17 protein-coding genes and 3 pseudogenes are annotated in these 22,262 nt (G+C 47.1%); 8 read left to right on the forward strand and 12 right to left on the reverse strand.

Annotated elements, in window-relative coordinates:
- Positions 1–171 precede the first annotated feature (171 nt).
- The 3 genes and pseudogenes from adhE to JCM11969_RS08770 form a co-directional block, all read right to left on the reverse strand.
- Positions 172–2,802 carry a bifunctional acetaldehyde-CoA/alcohol dehydrogenase gene (adhE, locus tag JCM11969_RS08755; protein ID WP_156319314.1) on the reverse strand — a complete coding sequence of 877 codons (2,631 nt, stop codon included), beginning with the start codon at positions 2,800–2,802 and terminating at the stop codon, positions 172–174.
- Positions 2,803–3,118: 316 nt separating this feature from the next.
- The gene (locus JCM11969_RS08765) at positions 3,119–3,643 is read right to left on the reverse strand and encodes a DUF1836 domain-containing protein (protein ID WP_054710563.1); all 525 of its coding nucleotides are present in this window, start codon (positions 3,641–3,643) and stop codon (positions 3,119–3,121) included.
- Between the two features lie 322 nt (positions 3,644–3,965).
- Positions 3,966–6,297: pseudogene (locus JCM11969_RS08770) on the reverse strand (cation-translocating P-type ATPase).
- Positions 6,298–6,445: 148 nt separating this feature from the next.
- On the opposite strand from JCM11969_RS08770, the gene JCM11969_RS08775 reads away from it, so the two are divergent.
- Entirely contained in the window at positions 6,446–7,300 is an 855-nt protein-coding gene (locus JCM11969_RS08775; protein ID WP_156319315.1) for an aldo/keto reductase, read from the forward strand.
- A 708-nt stretch (positions 7,301–8,008) separates the two neighbouring features.
- Here JCM11969_RS08775 and JCM11969_RS08780 read toward each other — a convergent pair.
- The 5 genes from JCM11969_RS08780 to JCM11969_RS08800 all read right to left on the reverse strand — a co-directional run bounded on the left by JCM11969_RS08780 (position 8,009) and on the right by JCM11969_RS08800 (position 11,160).
- The gene (locus tag JCM11969_RS08780; protein WP_054710568.1) at positions 8,009–8,434 is read right to left on the reverse strand and encodes an Hsp20/alpha crystallin family protein; all 426 of its coding nucleotides are present in this window, start codon (positions 8,432–8,434) and stop codon (positions 8,009–8,011) included.
- Positions 8,435–8,554: 120 nt separating this feature from the next.
- A complete protein-coding gene (locus JCM11969_RS08785; RefSeq protein ID WP_054710570.1) occupies positions 8,555–8,971 on the reverse strand; it encodes an Hsp20/alpha crystallin family protein in 417 nt (138 codons plus the stop codon).
- Between the two features lie 584 nt (positions 8,972–9,555).
- Positions 9,556–9,843, reverse strand: a complete 288-nt coding sequence (locus tag JCM11969_RS08790; RefSeq protein ID WP_082409245.1) for a rhodanese-like domain-containing protein — start codon at positions 9,841–9,843, stop codon at positions 9,556–9,558.
- Positions 9,844–9,917: 74 nt separating this feature from the next.
- Entirely contained in the window at positions 9,918–10,445 is a 528-nt protein-coding gene (locus tag JCM11969_RS08795; RefSeq protein ID WP_054710575.1) for a MarR family winged helix-turn-helix transcriptional regulator, read from the reverse strand.
- 100 nt (positions 10,446–10,545) lie between these two features.
- Complete coding sequence (locus JCM11969_RS08800) at positions 10,546–11,160, reverse strand: TetR/AcrR family transcriptional regulator (RefSeq protein ID WP_156319316.1); 615 nt, start codon at positions 11,158–11,160, stop codon at positions 10,546–10,548.
- A 103-nt stretch (positions 11,161–11,263) separates the two neighbouring features.
- Here JCM11969_RS08800 and JCM11969_RS08805 point away from each other — a divergent pair, with 103 nt between their 5' ends.
- Positions 11,264–12,214: an alpha/beta fold hydrolase gene (locus JCM11969_RS08805; RefSeq protein ID WP_054710580.1), complete on the forward strand. Its 951-nt coding sequence runs from the start codon at positions 11,264–11,266 to the stop codon at positions 12,212–12,214.
- Between the two features lie 141 nt (positions 12,215–12,355).
- On the opposite strand, the gene JCM11969_RS08810 is transcribed toward JCM11969_RS08805, so the two are convergent.
- Together JCM11969_RS08810 and JCM11969_RS08815 are read right to left on the reverse strand one after the other, a co-directional pair.
- Positions 12,356–13,057, reverse strand: a complete 702-nt coding sequence (locus tag JCM11969_RS08810; protein ID WP_054710583.1) for a TVP38/TMEM64 family protein — start codon at positions 13,055–13,057, stop codon at positions 12,356–12,358.
- A gap of 374 nt (positions 13,058–13,431) precedes the next feature.
- Positions 13,432–14,600 (reverse strand): annotated as a pseudogene (locus tag JCM11969_RS08815) (iron-containing alcohol dehydrogenase).
- 587 nt (positions 14,601–15,187) lie between these two features.
- On the opposite strand from JCM11969_RS08815, the gene JCM11969_RS08820 reads away from it, so the two are divergent.
- Entirely contained in the window at positions 15,188–15,562 is a 375-nt protein-coding gene (locus tag JCM11969_RS08820; RefSeq protein WP_054710587.1) for a hypothetical protein, read from the forward strand.
- A 447-nt stretch (positions 15,563–16,009) separates the two neighbouring features.
- The gene (locus tag JCM11969_RS08830; RefSeq protein WP_054710591.1) at positions 16,010–17,392 is read left to right on the forward strand and encodes a hemolysin family protein; all 1,383 of its coding nucleotides are present in this window, start codon (positions 16,010–16,012) and stop codon (positions 17,390–17,392) included.
- A gap of 144 nt (positions 17,393–17,536) precedes the next feature.
- Here JCM11969_RS08830 and JCM11969_RS08835 read toward each other — a convergent pair whose 3' ends face one another.
- Positions 17,537–18,988, reverse strand: a complete 1,452-nt coding sequence (locus tag JCM11969_RS08835) for an aminotransferase-like domain-containing protein (protein ID WP_225353201.1) — start codon at positions 18,986–18,988, stop codon at positions 17,537–17,539.
- A gap of 36 nt (positions 18,989–19,024) precedes the next feature.
- On the opposite strand from JCM11969_RS08835, the gene JCM11969_RS19845 reads away from it, so the two are divergent.
- Both JCM11969_RS19845 and JCM11969_RS19850 read left to right on the forward strand, forming a co-directional pair.
- Positions 19,025–19,321: a LysE family transporter gene (locus tag JCM11969_RS19845; RefSeq protein WP_263850038.1), complete on the forward strand. Its 297-nt coding sequence runs from the start codon at positions 19,025–19,027 to the stop codon at positions 19,319–19,321.
- The gene (locus tag JCM11969_RS19850) at positions 19,273–19,638 is read left to right on the forward strand and encodes a LysE/ArgO family amino acid transporter (RefSeq protein WP_263850039.1); all 366 of its coding nucleotides are present in this window, start codon (positions 19,273–19,275) and stop codon (positions 19,636–19,638) included. The genes JCM11969_RS19845 and JCM11969_RS19850 overlap by 49 nt, the downstream gene beginning before the upstream one ends.
- Positions 19,639–20,220: 582 nt before the next feature.
- Here JCM11969_RS19850 and JCM11969_RS08845 read toward each other — a convergent pair.
- Entirely contained in the window at positions 20,221–20,784 is a 564-nt protein-coding gene (locus JCM11969_RS08845; RefSeq protein WP_054710593.1) for a TetR/AcrR family transcriptional regulator, read from the reverse strand.
- Between the two features lie 155 nt (positions 20,785–20,939).
- On the opposite strand from JCM11969_RS08845, the pseudogene nrdI reads away from it, so the two are divergent.
- Positions 20,940–21,406: pseudogene (gene nrdI, locus JCM11969_RS08850) on the forward strand (class Ib ribonucleoside-diphosphate reductase assembly flavoprotein NrdI).
- Positions 21,407–21,418: 12 nt separating this feature from the next.
- Positions 21,419–22,168 carry an NADPH-dependent oxidoreductase gene (locus JCM11969_RS08855; RefSeq protein ID WP_054710595.1) on the forward strand — a complete coding sequence of 250 codons (750 nt, stop codon included), beginning with the start codon at positions 21,419–21,421 and terminating at the stop codon, positions 22,166–22,168.
- Positions 22,169–22,262 lie beyond the last annotated feature (94 nt).

Below are 22,262 nucleotides of genomic sequence, written 5' to 3' on the forward strand. Positions count from 1 at the left end.
GATCCATTCGAGTACTGCGCAGCAGGAATTGAATTAGCTTCATCGCAAGCCACTTCAGCGGAGTGCCAATTTGTGGAATGCAACGAACACCCCCACAACCCAAAAAGAACCACCACATCCATAAAACCTGATGTGGTGGCTCTTTTTAAATCCTAGTTAAAACGCAGCTAGTTATTTTTCAACGCCTTTACCGTCGTATTCATCGATCATGATCTGACGCAGTTCACCGATCAATGGTTCCTTAGGGTTGGCAGTCGTGCATTGGTCTTCGTAGGCCAGTTCAGCAAGCTTGTCGACACTAGCATCAAAGTGCTTCTTGTCAACGCCGTTTGCCTTCAAGCTCAAGGTCGTGTCAACGGAGTGAGCAAGGTCGATGATCTTGTTGACCAAGGCTTCTTTGAGTTCTTCCTTGTTCTTGCCAGTCAGGCCGATGTAACGAGCAATCTCAGCGTAGTCTTCATCAGCACGGAAGTATTCGTACTTAGGCCACATCGTGAGCTTGCGAGGTTCCTTAAAGTTGTAACGAATCACATGTGGAAGGGTGATGGCAATGGCTAACCCATGAGGCAAGCCGAATTCACCACCCAGTTTGTGAGCGATGGAGTGGTCAACACCCAAGAAGGCGTTGGCAAAGGCCATCCCGGCTAAAGTAGCCGCATTGTGCATCTTTTCGCGGGCGTCAATGTCGCCGTTGTATGATGCGGTCAAGTTTTCAAAGACTAATTTGATTGCTTGTAGTGATAATGGACGAGTGTAGTCTGACGCCATGTTTGAAACGAATGATTCGATGGCGTGGGTCAATGTATCCAAACCAGAGTAAGCAACGGTCTTCTTTGGTACCGTTTCAACGAATTGAGAGTCGACGATAGCAACGTCTGGGGTCAATGCGTAGTCTGCTAATGGGTACTTAACGTGGGTTTCTGAGTCAGTGATAACAGCGAATGGGGTGACTTCCGAACCAGTCCCTGAAGTGGTTGGAATAGCAACGAATTGCGCCTTAGCTGGCTTTTCTAACTGGTAAGTCCGCTTCCGGATATCCAAGAACTTCTGCTTTGCACCGAAGAAGCTTGCGTCTGGATGCTCGTAGAATAACCACATGCCCTTAGCGGCGTCCATTGGTGAACCGCCACCCAGTGCGATGATCGTATCTGGGTTGAAGTTGTTCATCTGTTCAGTACCCTTTTCTACTGTGTCAGTAGTTGGGTCTGATTCAGTCACTGAGAACAACTGGTATTCAATTTCGTTTGACCGACGCTTCAATTCACCAAGCACCTTGTCAACGTAACCGTGGGAGATCATGGCAGGTGAGGCCACGATGAAGACCCGTTGAACGCCAGGCATTGAGTTGAGGTAACGAACTGATGTCTTTTCAAAGTAAACTCGAGGTAATTTAATCCATTGCATATTGTTCCGCCGCTTTGCGATTGTTTTGATGTTTAACAGGTCAAATGATGAAACGTTGTGGGAGATGGAGTTCTTGCCCCATGAACCAGTCCCAAGGGTCAGTGAAGGAATCATTTCGTTATAAATGTTCCCGATCCCACCAATGGCTGATGGTGTGTTAACAAGCACACGGCTGGCCTTCATCTTGATCCCAAATTCAGTAGCGAGGTCATCGTCCATCGTATGGATGGCTGCGGTGTGACCGAGACCACCGAAGTGGAGCAGGTCGTTACAGATACTGAAGCCTTCCTTGTGGTCAGCTGACTTGAAGATTGAGATCACTGGGCAAAGCTTTTCAGCTGATAACCAGTTCTTAGGCCCAACTTCGTGAATTTCAGCAGCCAAGACTTTAGTGTCTTCAGGCACTTCAATGCCGGCTAACTTAGCGATTGCAACGGCTGACATCCCAGGAATAGGACCCTTAACACCGCCGCGCTTCGTATCAAACATCGCATCAGCAAGTGCTTGTTGCTGGTTCTTCTTAATGAAGAAGACTTTGCGTGCTTGCATTTCCTTCTTCACATCGTCGTAAATATCAGCATCGATAACCGCGCTGTTTTCTGAAGCACAAACCATCCCGTTATCAAACGTCTTTGAAAGGACGATATCGTTAACGGCCCGCTTGATGTTGGCCGTCTTTTCGATGTAGGCAGGACCGTTACCAGGACCAACACCCAAGGCTGGCTTCCCAGTTGAGTAGGCAGCCTTCACCATGCCGGGACCACCAGTTGCCAATACTGAGGCAACCATTGGATGGTTCATCAAGGCGTTCGTAGCTTCCAAACTAGGCTTGTCGATCCACTGGATAACACCTTTTGGCGCGCCGGCAGCAACCGCAGCATCACGAACGATCCGAGCGGCTTCAACAGATGACTTTTGTGCTTGTGGGTGGAAACCAAAGATGATTGGGTTCCGCGTCTTAACAGCAATTAATGATTTGAATAAAGTAGTAGAAGTTGGGTTGGTAACAGGTGTAACACCGGCTAAGATCCCCAGTGGTTCAGCAACGGTGATGAGTTGACGTTCGCGGTCATCATTGATGATGCCGACCGTCTTATCATTTTTGATGCTGTTCCAAATTTCTTCAGTGGCAAACATGTTCTTGATTGCTTTATCTTCGGTAACCCCACGGCCCGTTTCTTCAAATGCCATCTTGGCGAGCTTCATGTGGTTGTCCAGACCTGCGATTGCCATTTGGTGCACAATGTGGTCTACTTTTTCTTGAGAAAAATCATCCATGGCACAAAGTGCATCGTGCGCCTTGGCAGTCAACCGGTCGATCATTTGATCAACGGTTTCTTCTTTAGTAGTAGTTTTAGTTGTTTTTTGGTTTTTGTCTTGGTTCATTTCTTTTAACATTTTCCGACCTCCGTCATGAAAACTTCTTTGTTTTTTCTTTCACATGTATTACTATAACACCTATTTTTTGAATGTAAACAGTTTTTATAGAACTTTTTTTAGCGTCTTGCTCATCAATATGCAATACTGTTATATCAGCGATTACATCATTTTCATAGAAAAATAGGCAATGAAAGCGCTTTATATTTTTGATTGTGAATCGAATTACGAACTCAAAAATTATTTTCATTTTTTTGACTGTTTGATTTTCATTTTAAGTCATCAAAAAGACCCAACTAACGATTAAATTAGTTGGGTCTTAATTTTAGTGTTTTTGTTAGATTTTCTTCACGCGGCGAGCCGGTTTTTGAATCATCGTCAGTAATTTTTCGGATTGGATCCGGCTGATCACGGCATCAATTGCGACCTGCATCAGTTTTTCGTTCAGAGTCGTAGCAACTTTCACGTCGTGTTGTTCACCAATGTGTGCCAGCGCGTCGTTTAATGCATCCACGAAGTTATCGTAGGCCTGCTTAGGAAAATCGCCCGCCGTCACCTGATCGATTCCGTTGCGGATCGTATCTGTGCTAAAGAGCGGTTTTAACAGCCCAATCAGCAAAAGATCGGCCAGATGCATGGTCTGATACTTCTTTTTAACAGGCGACAAGATCACCTGATGCTTGACGTAATTGTTGATCATCGCTGGTGTCATTGGATCAACACCGAGTGGCCCCAGGGCGTCGTTTATAAACGCAATCACCTGGTCCATGTATAAATCAAATTTTGGTAATTCGCTCCAGTGCGGTATCCGCAGCTCGCGAATCTGGTTTTCCCAACGATGATACTGATCAAACTCAGCCATGTCTGTCACCCTTCCTGCTTCCTCTTTACTCAATATCTTAATGATAACACGACAATCTAGTTTTTAAAACTAGCTAATCCAAAGTTGTGACTATTTGGATAGAATCTGATACTAACAGAGTGTGCGCCTCTTTTAATTCTTTGCTACCTTAGTTGTTAAACTCACAGAATATACCAAAGCAGTTTTTTCATATGGTAGGGGATGGTCCGTTGCATTCCGCAATTTGGCATTGCGGAGCTACACTTTTACATTGTCGAAAACGTGTTCCGCAGACCAATCGCGCAACGCCACGAAATGGCTACCAGACCGTCCTTTTGCAAAGTTACCGCCATCTTATTCGACTAAACAGCCGCTTTCCAAGCAGTTCCTGCACCAGGTAAAAGAACGGATAAACCGACGCCAATAGTGGCAGATAGAACATTGCCAGTTGAAGATTGAAGATGGACGACAGTGAGAACAGGTTCCCAAAGAACACAAAGATCATGACGAAGCAGACCAGCATCAGGACTACCAGTCCCACCTTCAGTCGGTTCAGCGGTCTTGCGCACATGATCAGCGCCATGAAGCAGACCGCGCCCGTCATCATGACACTCAGCGTTGAGGTCTGGACGTACGGCATCTGAAGCTGCACACCGCCGACCAAGAAGATGAACATGATATAGGAAACAATACAGATTGCCGCTGGAGCTGCGATAACCATAACTTGCTTCATAAATTGGCCACTTAACCGTTGATGGTTCGGCTCCAGCGCCAAGAAGAACGACGGAATCCCCACCGTAAACATAGAGATCGGCGTCAGTTGGATCGGCTGAAATGGGTAGCTGCTGGCCATGAAGATGAAAATAATACTAAGCGCCACCGAATACATCGTTTTAATGAGGTAAAGCGAGGCCACACGTTCAATGTTGTTTACAACTCGACGTCCCTCGTTTAACACGTGCAGCATGGCATCGAAGTTGGAATCAATCAGCACAAAGTCCGCGATACTCTTGGTTGCCTCGCTCCCGCTAGCCATGGCAATGCCGCAGTCAGCCTGGCGCAACGCTAAGATGTCGTTGACCCCGTCACCGGTCATCGCAACCGTGTGATCTGCCCGTTGCCAAGCCTTCACCAACTCCCGCTTCTGTGTGGGCGTGACCCGGCCAAAAACGGTATACGTTTCAACTAAATGGTCGTAGTCGATAGGCTCTGGCAGCGTGCTCATATCAACATGGTGCTCGCAGCCCGCAATCCCTGCGCGGCTGGCGATATTTGCCACCGTTGTTGGATTATCGCCGGAAATGACCTTCAACGCCACATCCTGATTTGCAAAGTAGGCAAACGTGTTGGCGGCATTGGGCCGCAGTTCATCCGTGATCAACACCAACCCCATCGGTGTCACCGTACCCAGATCATCCGCAGACAGGTGACTCACACGTGCCACAAAGAGCACCCGGTAGCCCTCAGCGGCATATTGGTGCACACGTTTTTGAAGCGCGGGATCCGGCTGTGGCAGGATAAACTCCGGCGCACCCAGTACATAGGCCCCCTGCTCAAACGCTGCCCCGCTCCACTTACGAGCGGAAGAAAACGGCATGACCTGTGTGGCTGTCCAGTTGGGATTCGGCCAGGCAGTTTTGAGAGCCATGGCGGTTTCGTTATCGTCACCAATCGCGTGAATCAGCCCACTGGTAACGGTTTCAAGTTCCCCTTTAGTCGTTTGACCAAGTGGGACGACTTGGTCTAATTTCAATTTGCCGCTCGTAATCGTTCCTGTTTTATCCAGACAGAGCACGTCCACGCGGGCGAGGCCTTCAATGGCTGGTAATTCTCGCACCAGCACGTGGCGCCGCGCAAGATTCATTGCAGAAACGGCGAGTGACATGTAGGTCAATAACACGAGCCCTTCAGGAATCATCCCGACCATTCCGGCAACCGTTCCTAATATGGCGGCGTTTAATGAATTCCCGTTGACAAGTTTTGAAATAAAGAGTGCGGCCTCCAACGGCACAATGACGATCGTCAAAATTTTAATAATGCGGTTAATTGTTGCCAACAACTGACTGTGGCTGGCGTGCTCGGTCTTGACCTCACTCGATAGTTCGCGAATAAAGCTCTGACTGCCGACAGCTGTCACCTGAGCGACTGCCTGCCCGCTGACCAGAAAGCTCCCGGAGGTCAGTGAATCGCCGACCTGTTTGGCAATCGGCGTCGACTCCCCAGTAATTTGCGACTCATCGACTTCCAACCCCTTCGTTGAAACGATATGGGCGTCCACCGGCAGCTGATCGCCGCGGGTTAAAAAGATCAGGTCGTCTTGCACAATGGCGTCCTGATGGACTTGGATAAGTGCACCATCCGTTTAAGCTGATACGTGGCTTCCGACAACAGACTCATTTTATCGATCTGTCGTTTCGAGCGAATTTCTTGAAAGATTCCAATTGCCGTATTGAAAAGCGCAACCCCAAAGAACAGCATATTCTTATAGCTGCCGGTAAAGAACACTAAGGCTGCCAGTAAAATGTTAATTAAGTTGAACCAGGTCAGGAGATTATCGCTGAAAATGCGTTTCACTGACCGGGTCACGCGGGCGCCGGGTCATTCTGCTGACCCGCATCGATTCGTTGCTGTACTTCTGTCTTCGTTAAGCCCGTCTCTAAATTAGTGGGTGTCATCCCAGCGCCTCCTGTTCATTATTCATTACTTATATTGTAACTAAATTTCCCACCATTTGGCCGAAATATGCTGTCGTCTTAAATAAAAGCCAAGAAATGAAAGCGGTTTGATATAATGGAGAGGACGAAACAAATGGAGGATGAGGATATGACGACAAAATTAGACACAGTGAAACTCGCTGATGGCAATGAAATGCCAACGGTCGGCTTCGGAACTTACCTGATCGACACGCAAGAGTTAATGGATAGCACGATCAAAACAGCGTATGAAACGGGATATCGCCTCTTTGATACCGCGCAGTTGTACCGCAACGAGGATCTGCTGGGTGATACCCTGGCCAAACAAAGCATTCCACGAGATCAGATTTTTATTACCTCAAAGGTTGCAGAAATCAGCCAGGGCTTCGACAATGCGATTGCCAGCATTGATGATTCACTGAAACGTTTAAAAACGTCCTACTTAGATTTAGTGATGGTCCACTGGCCAGTTCACGATCATTTTTTTGAAACTTGGAAGGCGCTGGAACAGCTTAAAAAGGACGGCAAGGTCAAATCAATCGGTGTCGCAAACTTTGAGCTGTCCCACCTTGAACTACTAAAGACCCAGGCCGAAGAGATGCCCGTTGTTAACCAGATTGAGTGCCACCCTTACCTGAGTCAAAAACCACTTATTGAATTCGATAAGGAAAATGACATCGTCACGCAGGCCTGTAGCCCCCTTGGTCGCGGCGTTGTTTTGGATGACCCCATGCTCAAGAAGATGGCGGCTCACCATAACGTTTCCGTCGCGCAACTTGTCCTCCGCTGGCACACCACAAACGGCGTCACGATCATTCCAAAGTCTAAAACACCAGAACGTATCCAAGAAAATATCCAGCTGGACTTTGACCTCACCGAAGACGAGATCGACATGATCAACATCATGAACCGCAACCAGCGAACTGGCCGCGAACCTGAACTCGTTTATGAACTTGGGAAACAGTATAAACTGCGGAAGGATTAGTGCTTTGCAGTCGCTGCGTTGCGCCGGTCGGCCCTGCAGGCTGTAGTGGGTCGCTACGGAGCTATTGAATTTCTTTCAGAAATTCAAGGATCTCCTCCGTCTCCCGTGTTTGTAGGCGAGGAAAGGACCCTCACCAACAAACACCGACACTACTGCCTGCAATGCCGACCGGCGCCACTCCGCTTACTATTTGCGAAACGATTAAAATTCCGATGCACGGTTACATCAACTATCAGAACGTTGACCTCAGCATAGTCGCTTAATTCAAGCTCATACCGTATTGCATAATGGTTTACTGTCAGTGGTTAATCAGCAGTTGAGCGCGGATAATCTGCAAACTAGTTTTGACTGAATTTTTGATACTTAGCCGCTCTCAACAGTTAGCTCACAGTCAGTGGAATGGCGCGATTTGGCACGGAGTTGTGGTGTCGATATCACTTGGTGGGCGAGGTCTTCGGCCACCTAGTGATATGCGAGTCGAATGAGATCCACTCGAGAGCCGCACAGCGGAAATCGAGTTAGCTCATTCGCGAGCCACCACTGCGGAGTGCCAAATCGTGCAATGCAACGGACAGATACATCTCATGACAGCATCAGCCTTTAAAAGAAAGTGGCTGTAAAAAAACACCCCGACGAAACCGCCGGGGTGTTTTTGTGTCTTAGTTAGGTTAGATGAGTGTGTGTGTCTTGTTGATTAGCGCGAGTTGATTAGTCGATTTCAATGTGGTGGCTGTCTTTTTGATCTTCAGCAACCTTTGGTAAGGTCAGGGTCAAAATACCGCCATCGTACGTTGCTTTAACGTTATCCTGATCAACACCTGGCAGGTAGAAGCTGCGCGTGATGTTGCTGGAGCTGCGTTCTTGACGTAATACCCGGCCATCTTCGTCCTTGTCTTCCTTTGCAACGTCATGGGAAGCGTTGATTCTTAATGTGTCATCACGGTAGTCAAGGTGAATCCCATCCTTCTTGAAGCCTGGCAATTCAGCCTTTACTTCATAGCCCTTGTCTGTTTCGTTAATATCGGTCTTCATCGTGGAGTTGCCGTTGAAGAAGTTGCGGCCAAAGTTGCCCATGTCGTTGAAAATGTTCATTGGATCAAACTCATTGTTCCGGTTGATTAAATAACGTGCCATAATTAAAACCCCTTTTTTTAGTTTTTAATTTAGCAATCTAATATTTAGAGTGCTAACGTTAGTCAAAATTTATCCCGCCGCTCTTTTATCTGCGGGGGTTGTCGTTAAGTTGCTTAGTGTTTAGTTGATATCAATGTGGTGACTGTCTTCAGTTTCCGGAGCCCGCTTTGGCAACGTCAACTTCAGCAACCCACCATCGTAAGTTGCGGCGATCTTGTCAGCATCCGCGCCTGGCAGGTAGAAACTGCGGCTGATGTTACGTGAAGACCGTTCCTGACGCAACACGCGACCTTGTTCATCCTTATGCTCATGAGTCAGATCGTGGTTCGCGTTGATCCGCAACGTATCATTGTTATAGTCCAGGTGAATGCCATCCTTCTTGAAACCAGGTAACTCAGCTTTCACTTGGTAGTCGTTCTCGGTTTCTTTGATATCGGTCTTCATGGTGGTGCTGCCCCCAAAGAAGTCCTGGTCGAAGTCATCAAAAACGGTCATTGGATCAAATACAGTGTTTTCATTTGGTAAATAACGCATCATGTTAAAAACCCCTTTCAGCATCTTCATCTACGTTCGGTCGGTCATTGGAAATAACCCTTAACCAACCTTGCAAGATATATAATAGTCAGTATTGGTCAAAGTTTCAAGCATTTAGCACTCTTTTATTTAGAGTGCTAAAATTAATTTTGCTTGATTGCTTTAAAGCACTGTTATTAAGGCGTTTATACGCATAAATTATTTTCAAAGAATTAGTTAAATAAGGTGAAATTGGAATCGTTTAAAAAATAAAGGTCAATTAATTTATGCATCTGTTCCTGTATGAACGCATAAAAATGCCGATGCGTTTTTGTGCGCATCGGTCTTTTTATTTGCTTTATGATCTGTCTTTCTTGGCAACCGTTCCGAAATGAGCTCCACAAGGCACGGGACTAACGTGTAACGGACTCTGGCCAAAAAGTCAGGCCCGGACTTTTCGGCCAGAGTTGACTTTCTTTGCAACCGTGCCGAAATGAGCTTCGGAAAACTGAGGGCTACTGCCTAAGCCACTCTGGTAAAAATGCCAAACCCAGGCATTTCTACCAGAGTGGCTTAGGCTCCGCCCTCAAACCGTTTTCCTCCGCTCTCTAGATCTCTTCAATCGGTAAATTCATACCTTTCCAACCTTCCAAAGCGCCGGCTAATTCAAAGGCTTTGAATCCCGCAGACAGCAAGGTTAACAATGCTTCCTTACCTAGGGTCGTCCCAGCATTCCAATCGTACACGACGTAGGTCTTAGACTTATCCAATTCGTCTAAATGGTCGGCCAAATCCTTTGCAGCCAACGCAACAGCACCCTTGATCTGATTCTTCTTGACCTGAGCTGGCGCGTTACGGACATCCAGCACCACCATTTCAGGGTCAGCCTTCTTCATATCGGCTAAAACGGCAAAGTGACTGATGTACAAGCTCAAATACGTTTTTAAAAATTAATTTTCTGTTTCCATGGTTAAGACTCCATTTCTGTTTTCAAATTTGAGGTACCCTGATTGATCTTGTTCAACAACGACGCAAATGTTTTCAGTTCGTCTGGGGTCAACTGACCAAAGAGCGTCTTGACGGCCGCAAAGTTGGCGGGCAAAAATGCATCCAGGGTCGCCTTACCAGTTGGGGTCAACTGCATGTACGTTGCCCGTTTGTCCGTCTCGGAGGCTCTTTTTTGTACCCACCCATCAGCCGCCATTCCGCGCAGCAGCTTGCTGACGGTGGCTCTCGTGGCGCCCAGCTGATCCGCAATTTCAGACGGCAATAACTGTTGGTCTGTCGCTTCTGACAAAAACATCAGGATGATAAAACGTGATTCCGTTAAATGATGCTGCGTCAAAACAGCATCATATTGTCGCTGCATGCCACGGTAGGCCCACTGAAAATTGAGGAACTGTAATACGACTTCGGTATCAATATCCGACAGCGCACTGTTTTTCGTCAGTTCAATACGTGCCGCGTTCGGGCGGTTGTTAAAGTTAAATTTATCCATGTCGTCACATCTTTCAATCTAATTAGCCGGCTAACTATATTGGGTAGTATACGCCGGTCATCTTGAATGTCAATCTTTTTGGTTTTAAAAAATGACGAGCCTAATTTTCGTCGTTAGTCTTGGGTTGTGCCTCATGAGTTAGTCGAGTCCCCGCTTGCCGCATCTGGTCGAGGACTGGCGGCTCACCAAACAGGCCGTTCAACTCAGCGACCACTTCTGCCGGTGAATCGTCCGGAAAGACGGTCATAGCCACGCGTAAGCCGGTCATCATCATCGCCGACCGTACCTCAATGAAGTAGCGCCAATCCCGCTGGGCAATGTGCCCGCTCTCGCGTAGAAAGCCCAATTTGTCAGCTAACAGCTCCGCTACCATCTGCTGAAACTGATCAAATAATTTAGCCGCCATAAGTGCATTAAACAGCGGCTTCTGATCCAACCAGCCCTGCATTAAGGCCGTCATCACCGTCTGCGTACTCGTCTGCCATGAGGTTTGCGCCACGATGGCATCAAACTGCTGATTCATTTGGTACAACAACACGTCACCCTTATCATCAAACAACCTGTAAAAGGTTGCCCGGCCAACGCCAGCTCGTTGGGTCAGCATTGTGATCGTGATCGTTTCGAATGGGGTTGTCGCTAACAGATTCGTCATGCCTTGATAAATCAGCCTAGCTGATTGCTGTTTTCGTTTGTCATTACCAACGTGATACATCATCCCGCCTCCTGTTTCACTTCTTCTTATACGCTATAATTCATGAATTAAACGTGTTACGATACAAATGTATCATATCATAACCACTAAAAACGAGATGATTTTTATGACAAAAACAACCTTTAAACAACCACTTTTAGACCACAACTCGCCAGAATTCAAGACTGCCAAGCAAGCTGAAACGGCCCTCTTTAACGTGTATAACCTTACCGGGACTGACACATACTATCAGTTGCCGGATTCAGACATGCGCGTACGCGTGACCGAAATCGGATCCGGAACACCCATCTTCATCGTTCCCGGTAACACGGGCGACGGTTTCCCTTTCAGTAGTCTCATTGGTCATATGGGCAACCACCATTTCTACCTTTTTAACCGCCCTGGTGGCGGACTTAGTGACGGTATTGACCTGACGAAATTACCTGACATCCGCCAGTTTGTCGTCGACACTATCGATACCGTTTTAAACGACCTTCACCTAGACCGGGTGCCAATCATGGCCCACTCAATGGGCTGCCACTGGGCACTCTGGTACGCTCTGGCGCATCCGGAACGTGTCAGCAAGTTAATTTTAATTGGCAACCCAGGCCGCGTGATGCTGGGGAAGACGCCGGCGCCACTTAAGGTGCTTACACTGCCCGGTCTCGATAAAATCGTTTCAAAGCGCCTCATTCCTAAGAATCAAGATCAGGCATTCAACGGCTTGAAACTGATGGGCACTAACAAGGAAACTCTGGCAACCTTGCCGAATGAACTGCGTGAAGCCTACCTGCGCTTTGAGCACTTACCAAACTACAGTGTTTCTACGTTATCGTTGCTTAAGACCCTGACGGTAAACCCTAAGTATGAGATCAAGGCCGCCGATCTGGCTCAGATTCAATGCCCAACACTGATGTTATGGGGTGAAAACGATACGTTTGCCTCCGTTGATAAGGGACGTGAAATTGGAAACGCCCTGCCTGATAATCGGTTCCATCTAGTCAAAGATGCCGGTCATATGCCTTGGCTGGACCGGCCTGAAGAGTGTGCTGGTCAAGTTGAGTTGTTTTTACAATAATGAAGTTTAAATAAGCAGCCATATTAAAACCCCCAGATACAAATTCCGAATTGAATGTTGTATCTGGGGGTTTTATGAGTTATTGATAGGTTTTGTCGAAACACCTTTTGAGAAACTGAGGGTGACTGCCTAACCAACGCGCTATTCTGTGGCTTCACGTTTCTTGATCCGCTTTGTCAGCACAACTAACAGACAAACCGCTAGGATCACAATGATGCCAATCGTCATATTGCCGTTACTGATCAGATGGCCACCCATTGCGTAAATAATGGCAACTGGTAACGTGCCAACAAGCATTGGTAGTAAAATTTCACGCATGGTTAATTTTAAATTCACGGCTGTAAAATTGACGAACAGTGTCGGTAACATAGGTACCGCGTAGCCAATTGTCAGGCCCACGCGTGGTGCCCGCATATTGGAGATCCGGTCAATGAGCCGAAAATCATGTTTCTGCGTCCAACGGGAAAGTCCCCACCGTTGCAACACACTAAACGTGATCAGATTACCAGCTGCGATACCTAGTAGATTGATCAGCCAGCCCCATGAAGCCCCGTAAATGGCGCCAATCAGGACACAGGCTGCTGAAACAGGGAAACCAGGAACTGCCGACAACGTGGTAATGAGCAGAAAAACGAGTACCAGCGTGGAAGGCCTAGCTTGGTTGGCTCGAACTGTATTCCAAAACTGCTGACGCGTGGCCGTGTTAAAGGATTCGATTGCATGAATCTGGGGTGCAAATTGTACCAGGAGAAGATTGACCAACAGGACAATGAGGATGACGCCCAGCATAAACATGGTAAAGTGCACCCACCGTCGCCGGCGATGCCAGTACTTCGGCCGCATGGTGTGGCCTCCCTTCTGTGATGGAAATTATAGTATCTAGGATACTCGTGAAGTTCTTCTCACTCAACTAAAGGTAATTCATTTTGGGTATTTTGTTGGTATTTGAAAGTATGTTTGATTGGTTATGCTTTCTATGGGTCTCTTCTACATAGCCGAAACGCGCAAAAAGGGCACCCCCGGCCACGTATGCTAAATAAAAACAAGATCCCAAGTTCAGGGACCTTGTTTTTTACTGTGGTTCTCTCTCACATAGCCGAAACGCGCAAAAAGGGACAGCCCCCGGCCACGTAAGCTAAATAAAAGAAGACCCCAAGTTCAGGGGTCTTCTTTTTATTTAGCTTACGCTCTGGGGGCTAACCGTCCCTTTTTACGCTCTATTCTGCGTCATAAGCTTCCTGGAACAACTTCACAATTTCTTCTTTAGTCCCCTTACGAGGGTTTGAGAATGCGTTGCCGTCCTTCAATGCATTTTCAGCCATCAATTCAAAGTCTTCTGGCTTTGCACCGATTGCTTGATGCTACGTGGGATGTTGCAATCATCGGCCATTTGACGCATTGCCTTGATTGACAAGTCAGCAGCGTCGCGTGTTGATAAGCCATCGGTGTTTTCACCCATGTACTTAGCCAATTCAGCAAACCGTTCTGGGCAAGCCACGATGTTGTACTTTTCAACGATTGGCAACAAGATGGCACAGCAGACACCATGAGGGGCATCGTATTGACCACCCAATTGGTGAGCCATGGCATGAACGTAGCCTAAGTCAGCGTTGTTGAAAGCCATCCCACCGAGCATTTCGGCTTCGACCATCTTAGTACGGGCTTCAACATTGTGGCCGTTAGCAACGGCATCACGAAGGGCTTCTTCACAAAGCTTGATACCTTCGATACATTGACCGTCAGTGATTTCGTTACGGTTGGTTGACACGTATGGTTCGATCAATTGAACGAACGTATCCATACCAGTAGCAGCAGTTATGCCAGCTGGCACAGCCAACATCAACATTGGGTCGTTGAAGGATACCAACGGAATGTTACGCCATGAAACAACAACGAACTTCAGCTTTGTTTCTTCGTTCGTGATCACACAGTGACGGGTCAATTCTGAAGCAGTCCCGGCAGTGGTGTTAACAGCCATCAATGGTGGTAATGGGTTTTCCAAAGTTTCGATCCCGGCTAACTTGGTGATATCATCGCCATTAGTCAAAATGATACCGGTACCTTTCCCACAGTCATGAGATGAACCACCACCAACAGTGATGATACTGTCACAGTTTTCGTCTAAGTATACTTGTTTTGCAGCTTTAATGTTGCGAACTTTAGGGTTTGGTTCTACACCATCATAAATGGCGTAGGTCACACCGGCAGCGTCCAATGAAGCTAAGGTTTGGGCAACTGGGCCGTTATCCATACCGCGCAGGAATTTGTCCGTTACGATCAATGGCTTCTTCATGTTCAACATCTTGGCACGATCGCCAATCTTTTCAATGACACCTTTACCAAAGAAGTTAACACTTGGCATTAAGAAATCGAAGTTCTCTTTCATGGTATAAACGCTCCTCATAAAATGTTTGTTATTAAGTTCACACCAGAATCATACCACCGCGTTTGTGAATTGTAAACGTTTAATCGACTGATATCGTGCAGATTAATTAACCCGGTAAATCGTATTCTAACGGCGTTTTTAGTTATTTATTATACTTATTTCACAAAAATGTCCATTAGAATTCACTAAGGTTACTCGACGTAATGTGGCCACTAATTTCACAAGCATTTTGGCATTAACTGACCAGCAAAAACAGGTGACACCCTTTAATGAACCTCCTTTTGGGACGTTAATTGTTTTACTTATCGAGGCATTTATTTGTGATTTCTTTCTGAGGGTGGCATGTGATGGTTTCTGTGAGAAATGACGTTGCCTATGATATTTTATAAATTGGTCGCACAAGCCACGAATAAGGTTCTTATATTCAGACCTAGATTTGGCAAATTAGTGCTAGTTTTATAGCGTGATTTTGCGCAGCTTGTTACCGAGCCCCACCTGCCGATTTGCAGCCCTGAACTTTTATTGCGCTAGTATCCGCTTTCAGTGCTAAGATAAAGGTGTCTATTAAAACAAAGGAGATCTTATTTATGGCAGACAAAAAAGCAGAGGGCGCCACGGTTACTGAGCCGACCTACGACTTTTCCGATGAAACGATCGAGAAAGCTGCTGACCTGATTGCCAAGCAAGGCTACATCACACGCAACGATATTCCAGAGATGAAGGACCTGCAGTGGGCAGATGCGTTCGGCAAGAAAATGGACGAGTACTTCCTGGCAAAACAGGCAGACCGGTTCATCTACTACGAAGACTTTGACTACGTCGGCGGCGACATTGACGCAATCATCTTTGATATGGATCAAGTCAAGACAAGAGACGATGCCCTCCACGTGCTGGGCAAGGCGCTTGGGTTGAAGATCGTTGATGGTAGTTTGGATGAGATCGAGAAGAATATTACGAATTAGAGCGTGGAACAAGGCGTTTTGAGGGCGGAGCGTAAGCTAACTCTGGCAGAAATGCCCGGGTTTGGCATTTTTGCCAGAGTTAGCTTATGCAGTAGCCCTCAGCCTTGTGGAGCGCGTTTCCGCTACGATTCCAAGAAAGCCGTAGCCTCACCCTACTTCAAACAAATTACCACAAAACAAAAACCAGTTCAGTTCAAATAAAGACCTCCAGCCAATCTCAATCCCGAGATTACTGAAGGGCCTTTTTACATAAAAAACACCACACCAACAAAACCACCACCCAAATTTCACCCCCAACCCAAACACACCCCCAGCTATATGTTGGACTCCCCACTTCATCCCAAACACCCCATCAGTATTTTCCCTGATTAATGCAAACACTACTTAAAAAACAACTAACAACGCGGTATAATAAATGGTAGTTTTACAACTATATGCTTTTACGAAATGAGGAATGAATCTTTGGATAGTGGTCAGATAATTATCAATTTAATTGTTATTTTAATCACTTTCTGTTTTGCTGCGTTTTTCGTGGCTTGCGAATTTGCTCTGGTTCAAACCAGACCCAGCGCCCTTGAAGAGGCACTGGACAACGGAGAAGGCTCAAAAGCCCGTCTAAAGCGCTCGCTGAAGATGGTCACGAACCTTAACGAATACCTATCGACGACACAAGTTGGGGTTTCAGTAGCCGGCATTATTTTAGGTTGGCTTGGGGAATCCACACTTTCTGCCATTTTAATCGATCTGCTAAATATTACCCACACGAATCCAGGTGGCGCCACTGCTCATGCAATTGGCGCGGTCGTGGGGGTCCTCCTACTAACTTACCTGGAAGTTGTCTTTACGGAAATCGTGCCGAAGAACATTTCGATCGACATGCCAATGCAGGTGCTGTGCTGGGTCACAACGCCGCTGCATTATTTCCATATTCTGTTCTACCCGTTCGTTTGGTTGTTAAACGTCTCAGCCAGCGGCGTCGTCAAACTGTTAGGATTTCCCGTAGCGGACGAAAGTGATGAGGTCTTCTCACAGGCGGAAATTTTGAGCCTGTCGCGAAACGCCGTTGAAGGTGGGGAACTTGAGAAGAACGACTATGTTTACATGCAACGGGCCTTCGAATTAAACGACAAAGTGGCTAAGGATATCATGATCGACCGAACGGCGCTGGTGGTGATCGACATCACGACCTCCGTTAAAACGGCCATCAATGTCTATCTGCAAGAGAAGTTTAGCCGCCTGCCTGTCGTGGCAGACAACGACAAGGATAAGATCCTGGGTTACGTCTACAACTACGACCTCATTCGGCAACAACAAGTTAATTCTGACATTCACATTGATAAACTGTTGCGGAATATTTCGACAACGCCGGAATCAACGCCAATCACAGAAGTCCTGCAAAACATGATCCGTAAACGCACCCCAATCGTGGTCGTTGTGGATGAGTATGGTGGGACTTCCGGCATCATCACGGATAAGGATATTTACGAAGAACTCTTCGGGACTGTCCGGGATGAAATTGATGATTCGTCAACTGAAGATATTTTCAAACAACCTAATGGCAAGTACCAAGTCAGCGGGAAAATGACGACTTACGATTTCGAACGCTATTTTGATACCGATTTGAAAGAATTTGAAACAAACGACATCGTCACAATTGCTGGTTCCATGATTGATAATCACCCCGATTTGAAACAGGGTGACATCATCAAAGTCGCTAACTTCGACTTTAAAGTTCTCGATTACGAAAATTCGTTTATCAACTGGTTTGAAGTCACTGTCCATGATCCAAAGGACATGCCGCCAGAAGATGACGACGAGGATGACGATTAAAAACACCCAGTCAGTCTCAGCTGGCTTGGGTGTTTTTTGGTTGGTTGTAAACGTCACTCTTGGTTGGGTTGTCGTCCTTAGTATGCTGTTATGATTAACCACGCTCTCAATCAAATTAACCATGACACGAAAAATTTGGTTGGGTCAACGCAACTGTTGATGAATCAACTCAGCGATAATCGTCAGTCCCTCGGTGAACCGTTCCGAAGTTTCATATCCATATGACAGCCGAATCTGCTGGGTGGCATGACTATCGTAAACTACACCAGGATTAAGCAAGACCCCGGCTTCGACGGCATCGTTAAACAGTTTCGTGACTGATATCTCCGGTGTCAGCGTCACCCAGATATAAAAGCCGCCACTTGGTCGGTTCCAGGTCGCAACATCGCCGAGCTGCCGTTCCAATTCGCGCTGTGCATTATCGCGTCGAACCCGAATTGCAGCGCGCATTTCTGTAAGATAGGCTTCATAGTCAGCATCGGCGAAAATAGCGGTCAGCACCTGTTGGGACAGTGAACTGGCACCATAATCCGTCTGCATTTTAACATCCGCCAATCGTTTGATAATCGCACTAGAGCCAACCAGCCAGCCTAACCGCATCCCCGGCGCCAGCGACTTTGAGATTGACCCCAAGTAGAGGACATTTCCTGCAATGTCGTTTGCCTTCAAGGGTTGCGGTGGTCGCTCATCCAGCCAAATATCCTGGTAAGCTGTGTCCTCGATGATTGGCAGCTGATGCGTTTTAGCAAACTGCAGGAGGTCCTGCCGTCGCTGAGCATCCATCACGGTGCCGCCCGGATTATCAAACGTCGGGATCGTATACAGCAGTCGCTGGTGGGTCGTTGGCTTAATGTGCCAATATTGCGGCCCATTATCGTCGACCGGTAATTCCGAAAACTGGGCGTTCACCGACTGCAAAACACGCAAGGATTTCAAATAACTCGCTGGTGTGGTGTACACCGTCGCACCCTTTTCCAGCAGAGAAACCGCAATCAACTGCAAGGACTGTAACGATCCCGAGGTGATCAGCACGTTATCCGGTGTGGTCACGATGCCCCATTTACTGAGCCGTTGAACCAGTGCCTCCCGTAGTGCCTGCAATCCAAGCGGCGGCAAGTAGTTCAAGTTAGTAAGTTGGTCAGCCGCTTGGCGCATCGCTCGCTGGATAAACGCCTTGGGATAGAGGTCAGGCCCTAATTCGCCAGTACTCATCCGAATCAGGTCGCCACGGCCTTCCAGATCATTGATCCGCTGAATCACAGGCTGGTTGGCAACAAATTCGCCAGACGAAATATAATCCTGCCAATTCATGGGGTCATGTGCCATCATCACGGACCAACTGTTACTGGCGATTCGAGTACCAGCACCATGGTCAGTCGTGAGCACCCCATCTGCCAACAGAATCGTTATGGCCTGTGAAATGGTACTGCGATTAACACCAAACTGAGCTGCCAATTGCCGCTGTGTGGGCAGTTGGTCGCCAATCAACCAGTCGCCTGTCTGGATCCGCGCCAAAAAATAACTGATAATTTGCTGGTACATCGGAATAGTCGCCGTTGAATCCGGCACCCAATTCAGTTCAATACGTTGTCCCATTTTCCACACCCTTTCGTGTCTCATAAAGGAGTTCCTATGATCAATCTTATTAAGGGCCTATTATTTGGCCTTGCCTACGTGGCACCAATCGGCATGCAAAACCTCTACGTCATTAATACGGCGCTAAAACAACCACGCCATAAGGCTTATATCACAACCATTATCGTCATTTTCTTTGATATTTCGCTATCCCTCGCCTGTTTTCTTGGTGTCGGCCAGTTGCTGAAAGTCTTTCCCATTATCAAACAAGGCTTATGGCTCATCGGCGGTGGTCTCGTCGCTATATGGGCATCTCACTACTCAGGGATAAGGGCAGCGATAGCCAAACAATAAGCGAACCAGAATCCTTTAGTTATCGCAAGGTCGTCATCGCAGCCTTTACGATTGCGTGGCTAAACCCGCAAGCAATCCTAGACGGCACGCTGCTGCTAGGGGCCTTTCGAGCGTCACTGCCAGGAACCGCTGGCGACATCTTCCTAATTGGCGTGATGATTTCTTCATTCATTTGGTTCAATTCATTAACCACCATTTTCAACTTGTTGAAGGCAAAAATCAATCTCAGGATCCTGGTCATGATCAACCGCGTCTGCGGGGTGATCATGATTGGGTATGGGGTGAGGTTGTTGTGGGCATTTGTGCAGAGTGTGTAGCGAGTCGGTAAGGGGCGGTGTGTAACGGACTCTAACAGAAATGCCTGGGTTTGGCATTTTTGTTAGAGTCCGTTACACGTTAGCCCCTTGCCTCGCGAAACACGTTTAGTCTATGAAAACTAGAAGCACAGATCTAGCAGAACATTCCGAACCAAACTTAGGCGATATGGCATAAAAACGCCACAAAACTGCCGCCAATAAACCTTTAGCATCTCTATATAAACTCAAAAACGACCTCAGGCAAGATTCTATATAAAATCTTAGCTTGAGGTCGTTTTCTTGGTTATGTTTACTGGTTTGACGCTACATTATATTCATGAGATTACTGAAGCTATACCTTCTAGGCCTCGCAGCCTAAACGTGTTCGGCAGAGGGCTCCTGTGTAAGCAACTCTGGCAAAAATGCCATTGATTTTTCGCTAGATTTACCTTATTGGCATTACGCTTTCTCGGTGATATTGCCGAAACGTGCTCCGCAGGGCAAGGGGCGGCCATATAAGGGACTCTATCACAAATCCCAAAACCGGGGATTTCTGCCAGAGCCCCTTATATTCTGCCCCTTAACCGCCCTGCTCCACACTCTCTACGGATTCAACACAAACTCCTGCAACCGATCCCCAAACTGAATCACCGCATCGTTCTTCCCGTTACGCAGCTGCCACAGCAAAAACAACATCACGTTGCTTGAATACAGGTCACTCAAATATTCCAGTGGTAAGCCTGTCTTACCTGCCAGATCAATGTGATCGAAGTATGCCTGGGCCGTTTTACGTAAGATTTCTTGGAAGTTGCGCTCCAGATCAGCGGATTCCGTGTGGATATCAAAGAGTTGCAACAGAATATCCCGGTACTGGGTCAGAGCCAGAATCAAGACCTTTACCGTGTTGGACCCAATTTCTGGTGTATGTATACTGAAACGTTGGTTCACGATGTCTTCAAACACACCTGTATAATAATTCACGAGTTGTTCAAGGAGATCGTACTTGTCGTAATAGTGGCTATAAAAGGTAGAACGCCCAATTTTAGCTGTCTTCGATATGTCCTGAACGGTAATTGTTTTAAATTCCCGCTTCTTTAATAATAGGAAAAAGGCCCGTTCGATCTGTTCGTTTGTGCGACGAACCCGCAAATCTTGTTTTTCTGTCACTCTGGCTCACCCCGGCTTCTTGTTGTTATTAAGTTCCGCTAACACCTTTAATAATTTTAGAGTACAATAAAAATTGTAACACTAAATATAGTATCTCATATCATTAAGATCATATTTCAATCCACAATTTATCGACCCCCTGGAGGCTAACCAAGATGGACCCAATTCGTATTTTATACATTTCCATTGCGGGCAACACCCGTAACTTTGTTGAACACCTGACCCGGTATGCCATGGCGCAGAACCTTAAAAACAAGGTATTACCAACGATCGAAGCAACTGAAATTTCAGAAGAATCTGACTTTGCAGACGAAACGACCCCCTACTTCTGCTTTGTCCCAACCTACTTAGATGGCGGCAACGGCATCGACACCGGGGTCAAGGAACTCATGACCAACGTGATGGGCGAATACATTGCCTACCACGACAACGCTGACCAGTTGATTGGTGTTGTCGCAGCGGTAACCGAAACTTTAACGAGCAATATTGTTTAACCGCCCGCCGTTACTGTGAACAATTCGACGCCCCATTCGTCGCCGACTACGAGCTTCGTGGTGTTCCGGCCGACGAAAGCCGCATTTACAACAAACTCGTTGCCCGCGTGCAACTGCTCAACCTGTAGCGAGGTGCCATCTTGACCAACCCAATTCTAGACCAACTTAACAATCATCGCAGCATCCGCCAATTTACCGATGTCGCGCTGACTGATACTGAAATCAGCACGCTGGTCGACGCCGCCCAACATGCGCCGACCAGCACCTTTTCACAGCAGTATTCCATTATCAGTGTCACCGATGCTGAAACGATTCAAGCGTTGGCGTCTATTACTGGCCACGCATGGATGAAAAACAGTGGCCACTACTTCATCATGGTTGCCGATCAGTACCGCAACTTGCAGATCACGAAGTCAGCGGGTCGCGACACGGCACTATTGCACTCAACGGACAAGTTTCTTGCGAGCGTTTTTGATGCCGCAATCGCAACTGAAAACATTGTGGTCGCTGCCGAAAGTCTTGGCCTGGGCAGCACCATTATGGGCAGTATCTTAAACAACGCTGGCAAGGTCATTGCGTTACTGAATCTGCCAGAGTTGACCTTTCCACTACTCGGGATAGCGGTGGGTCACCCAGCAGGTATGCCCGACCTCAAACCGCGGATGCCGCAATCAATGATGCACTTTACAGATACCTACAACCTACCTGATGATTTTGCTGCTCAGTTGACCGCCTACGATGACGAGCTTACTGCTTACTACCAGCAACGCGATAGTCATACCAAGCAGGAAAACTTTAGCCACCACTTGGCGCGCGAGTTGTCTCGCGACCTTAATGTGCGTGCGGATCTTGCTACACTGGTTAAGCAGCAAGGATTTAAACTGGAGTAGCTGATACTTTGCAGTGATGTATAGGGCATTGCTGTGCGTGTTGGCTTTAGGCTTTTTGTTGATTGCTTTTTCGGTTTTATTGCTAAAACGTGTT

This window comes from Secundilactobacillus paracollinoides DSM 15502 = JCM 11969 (assembly GCF_001311135.1).
GTDB lineage: Bacteria > Bacillota > Bacilli > Lactobacillales > Lactobacillaceae > Secundilactobacillus > Secundilactobacillus paracollinoides.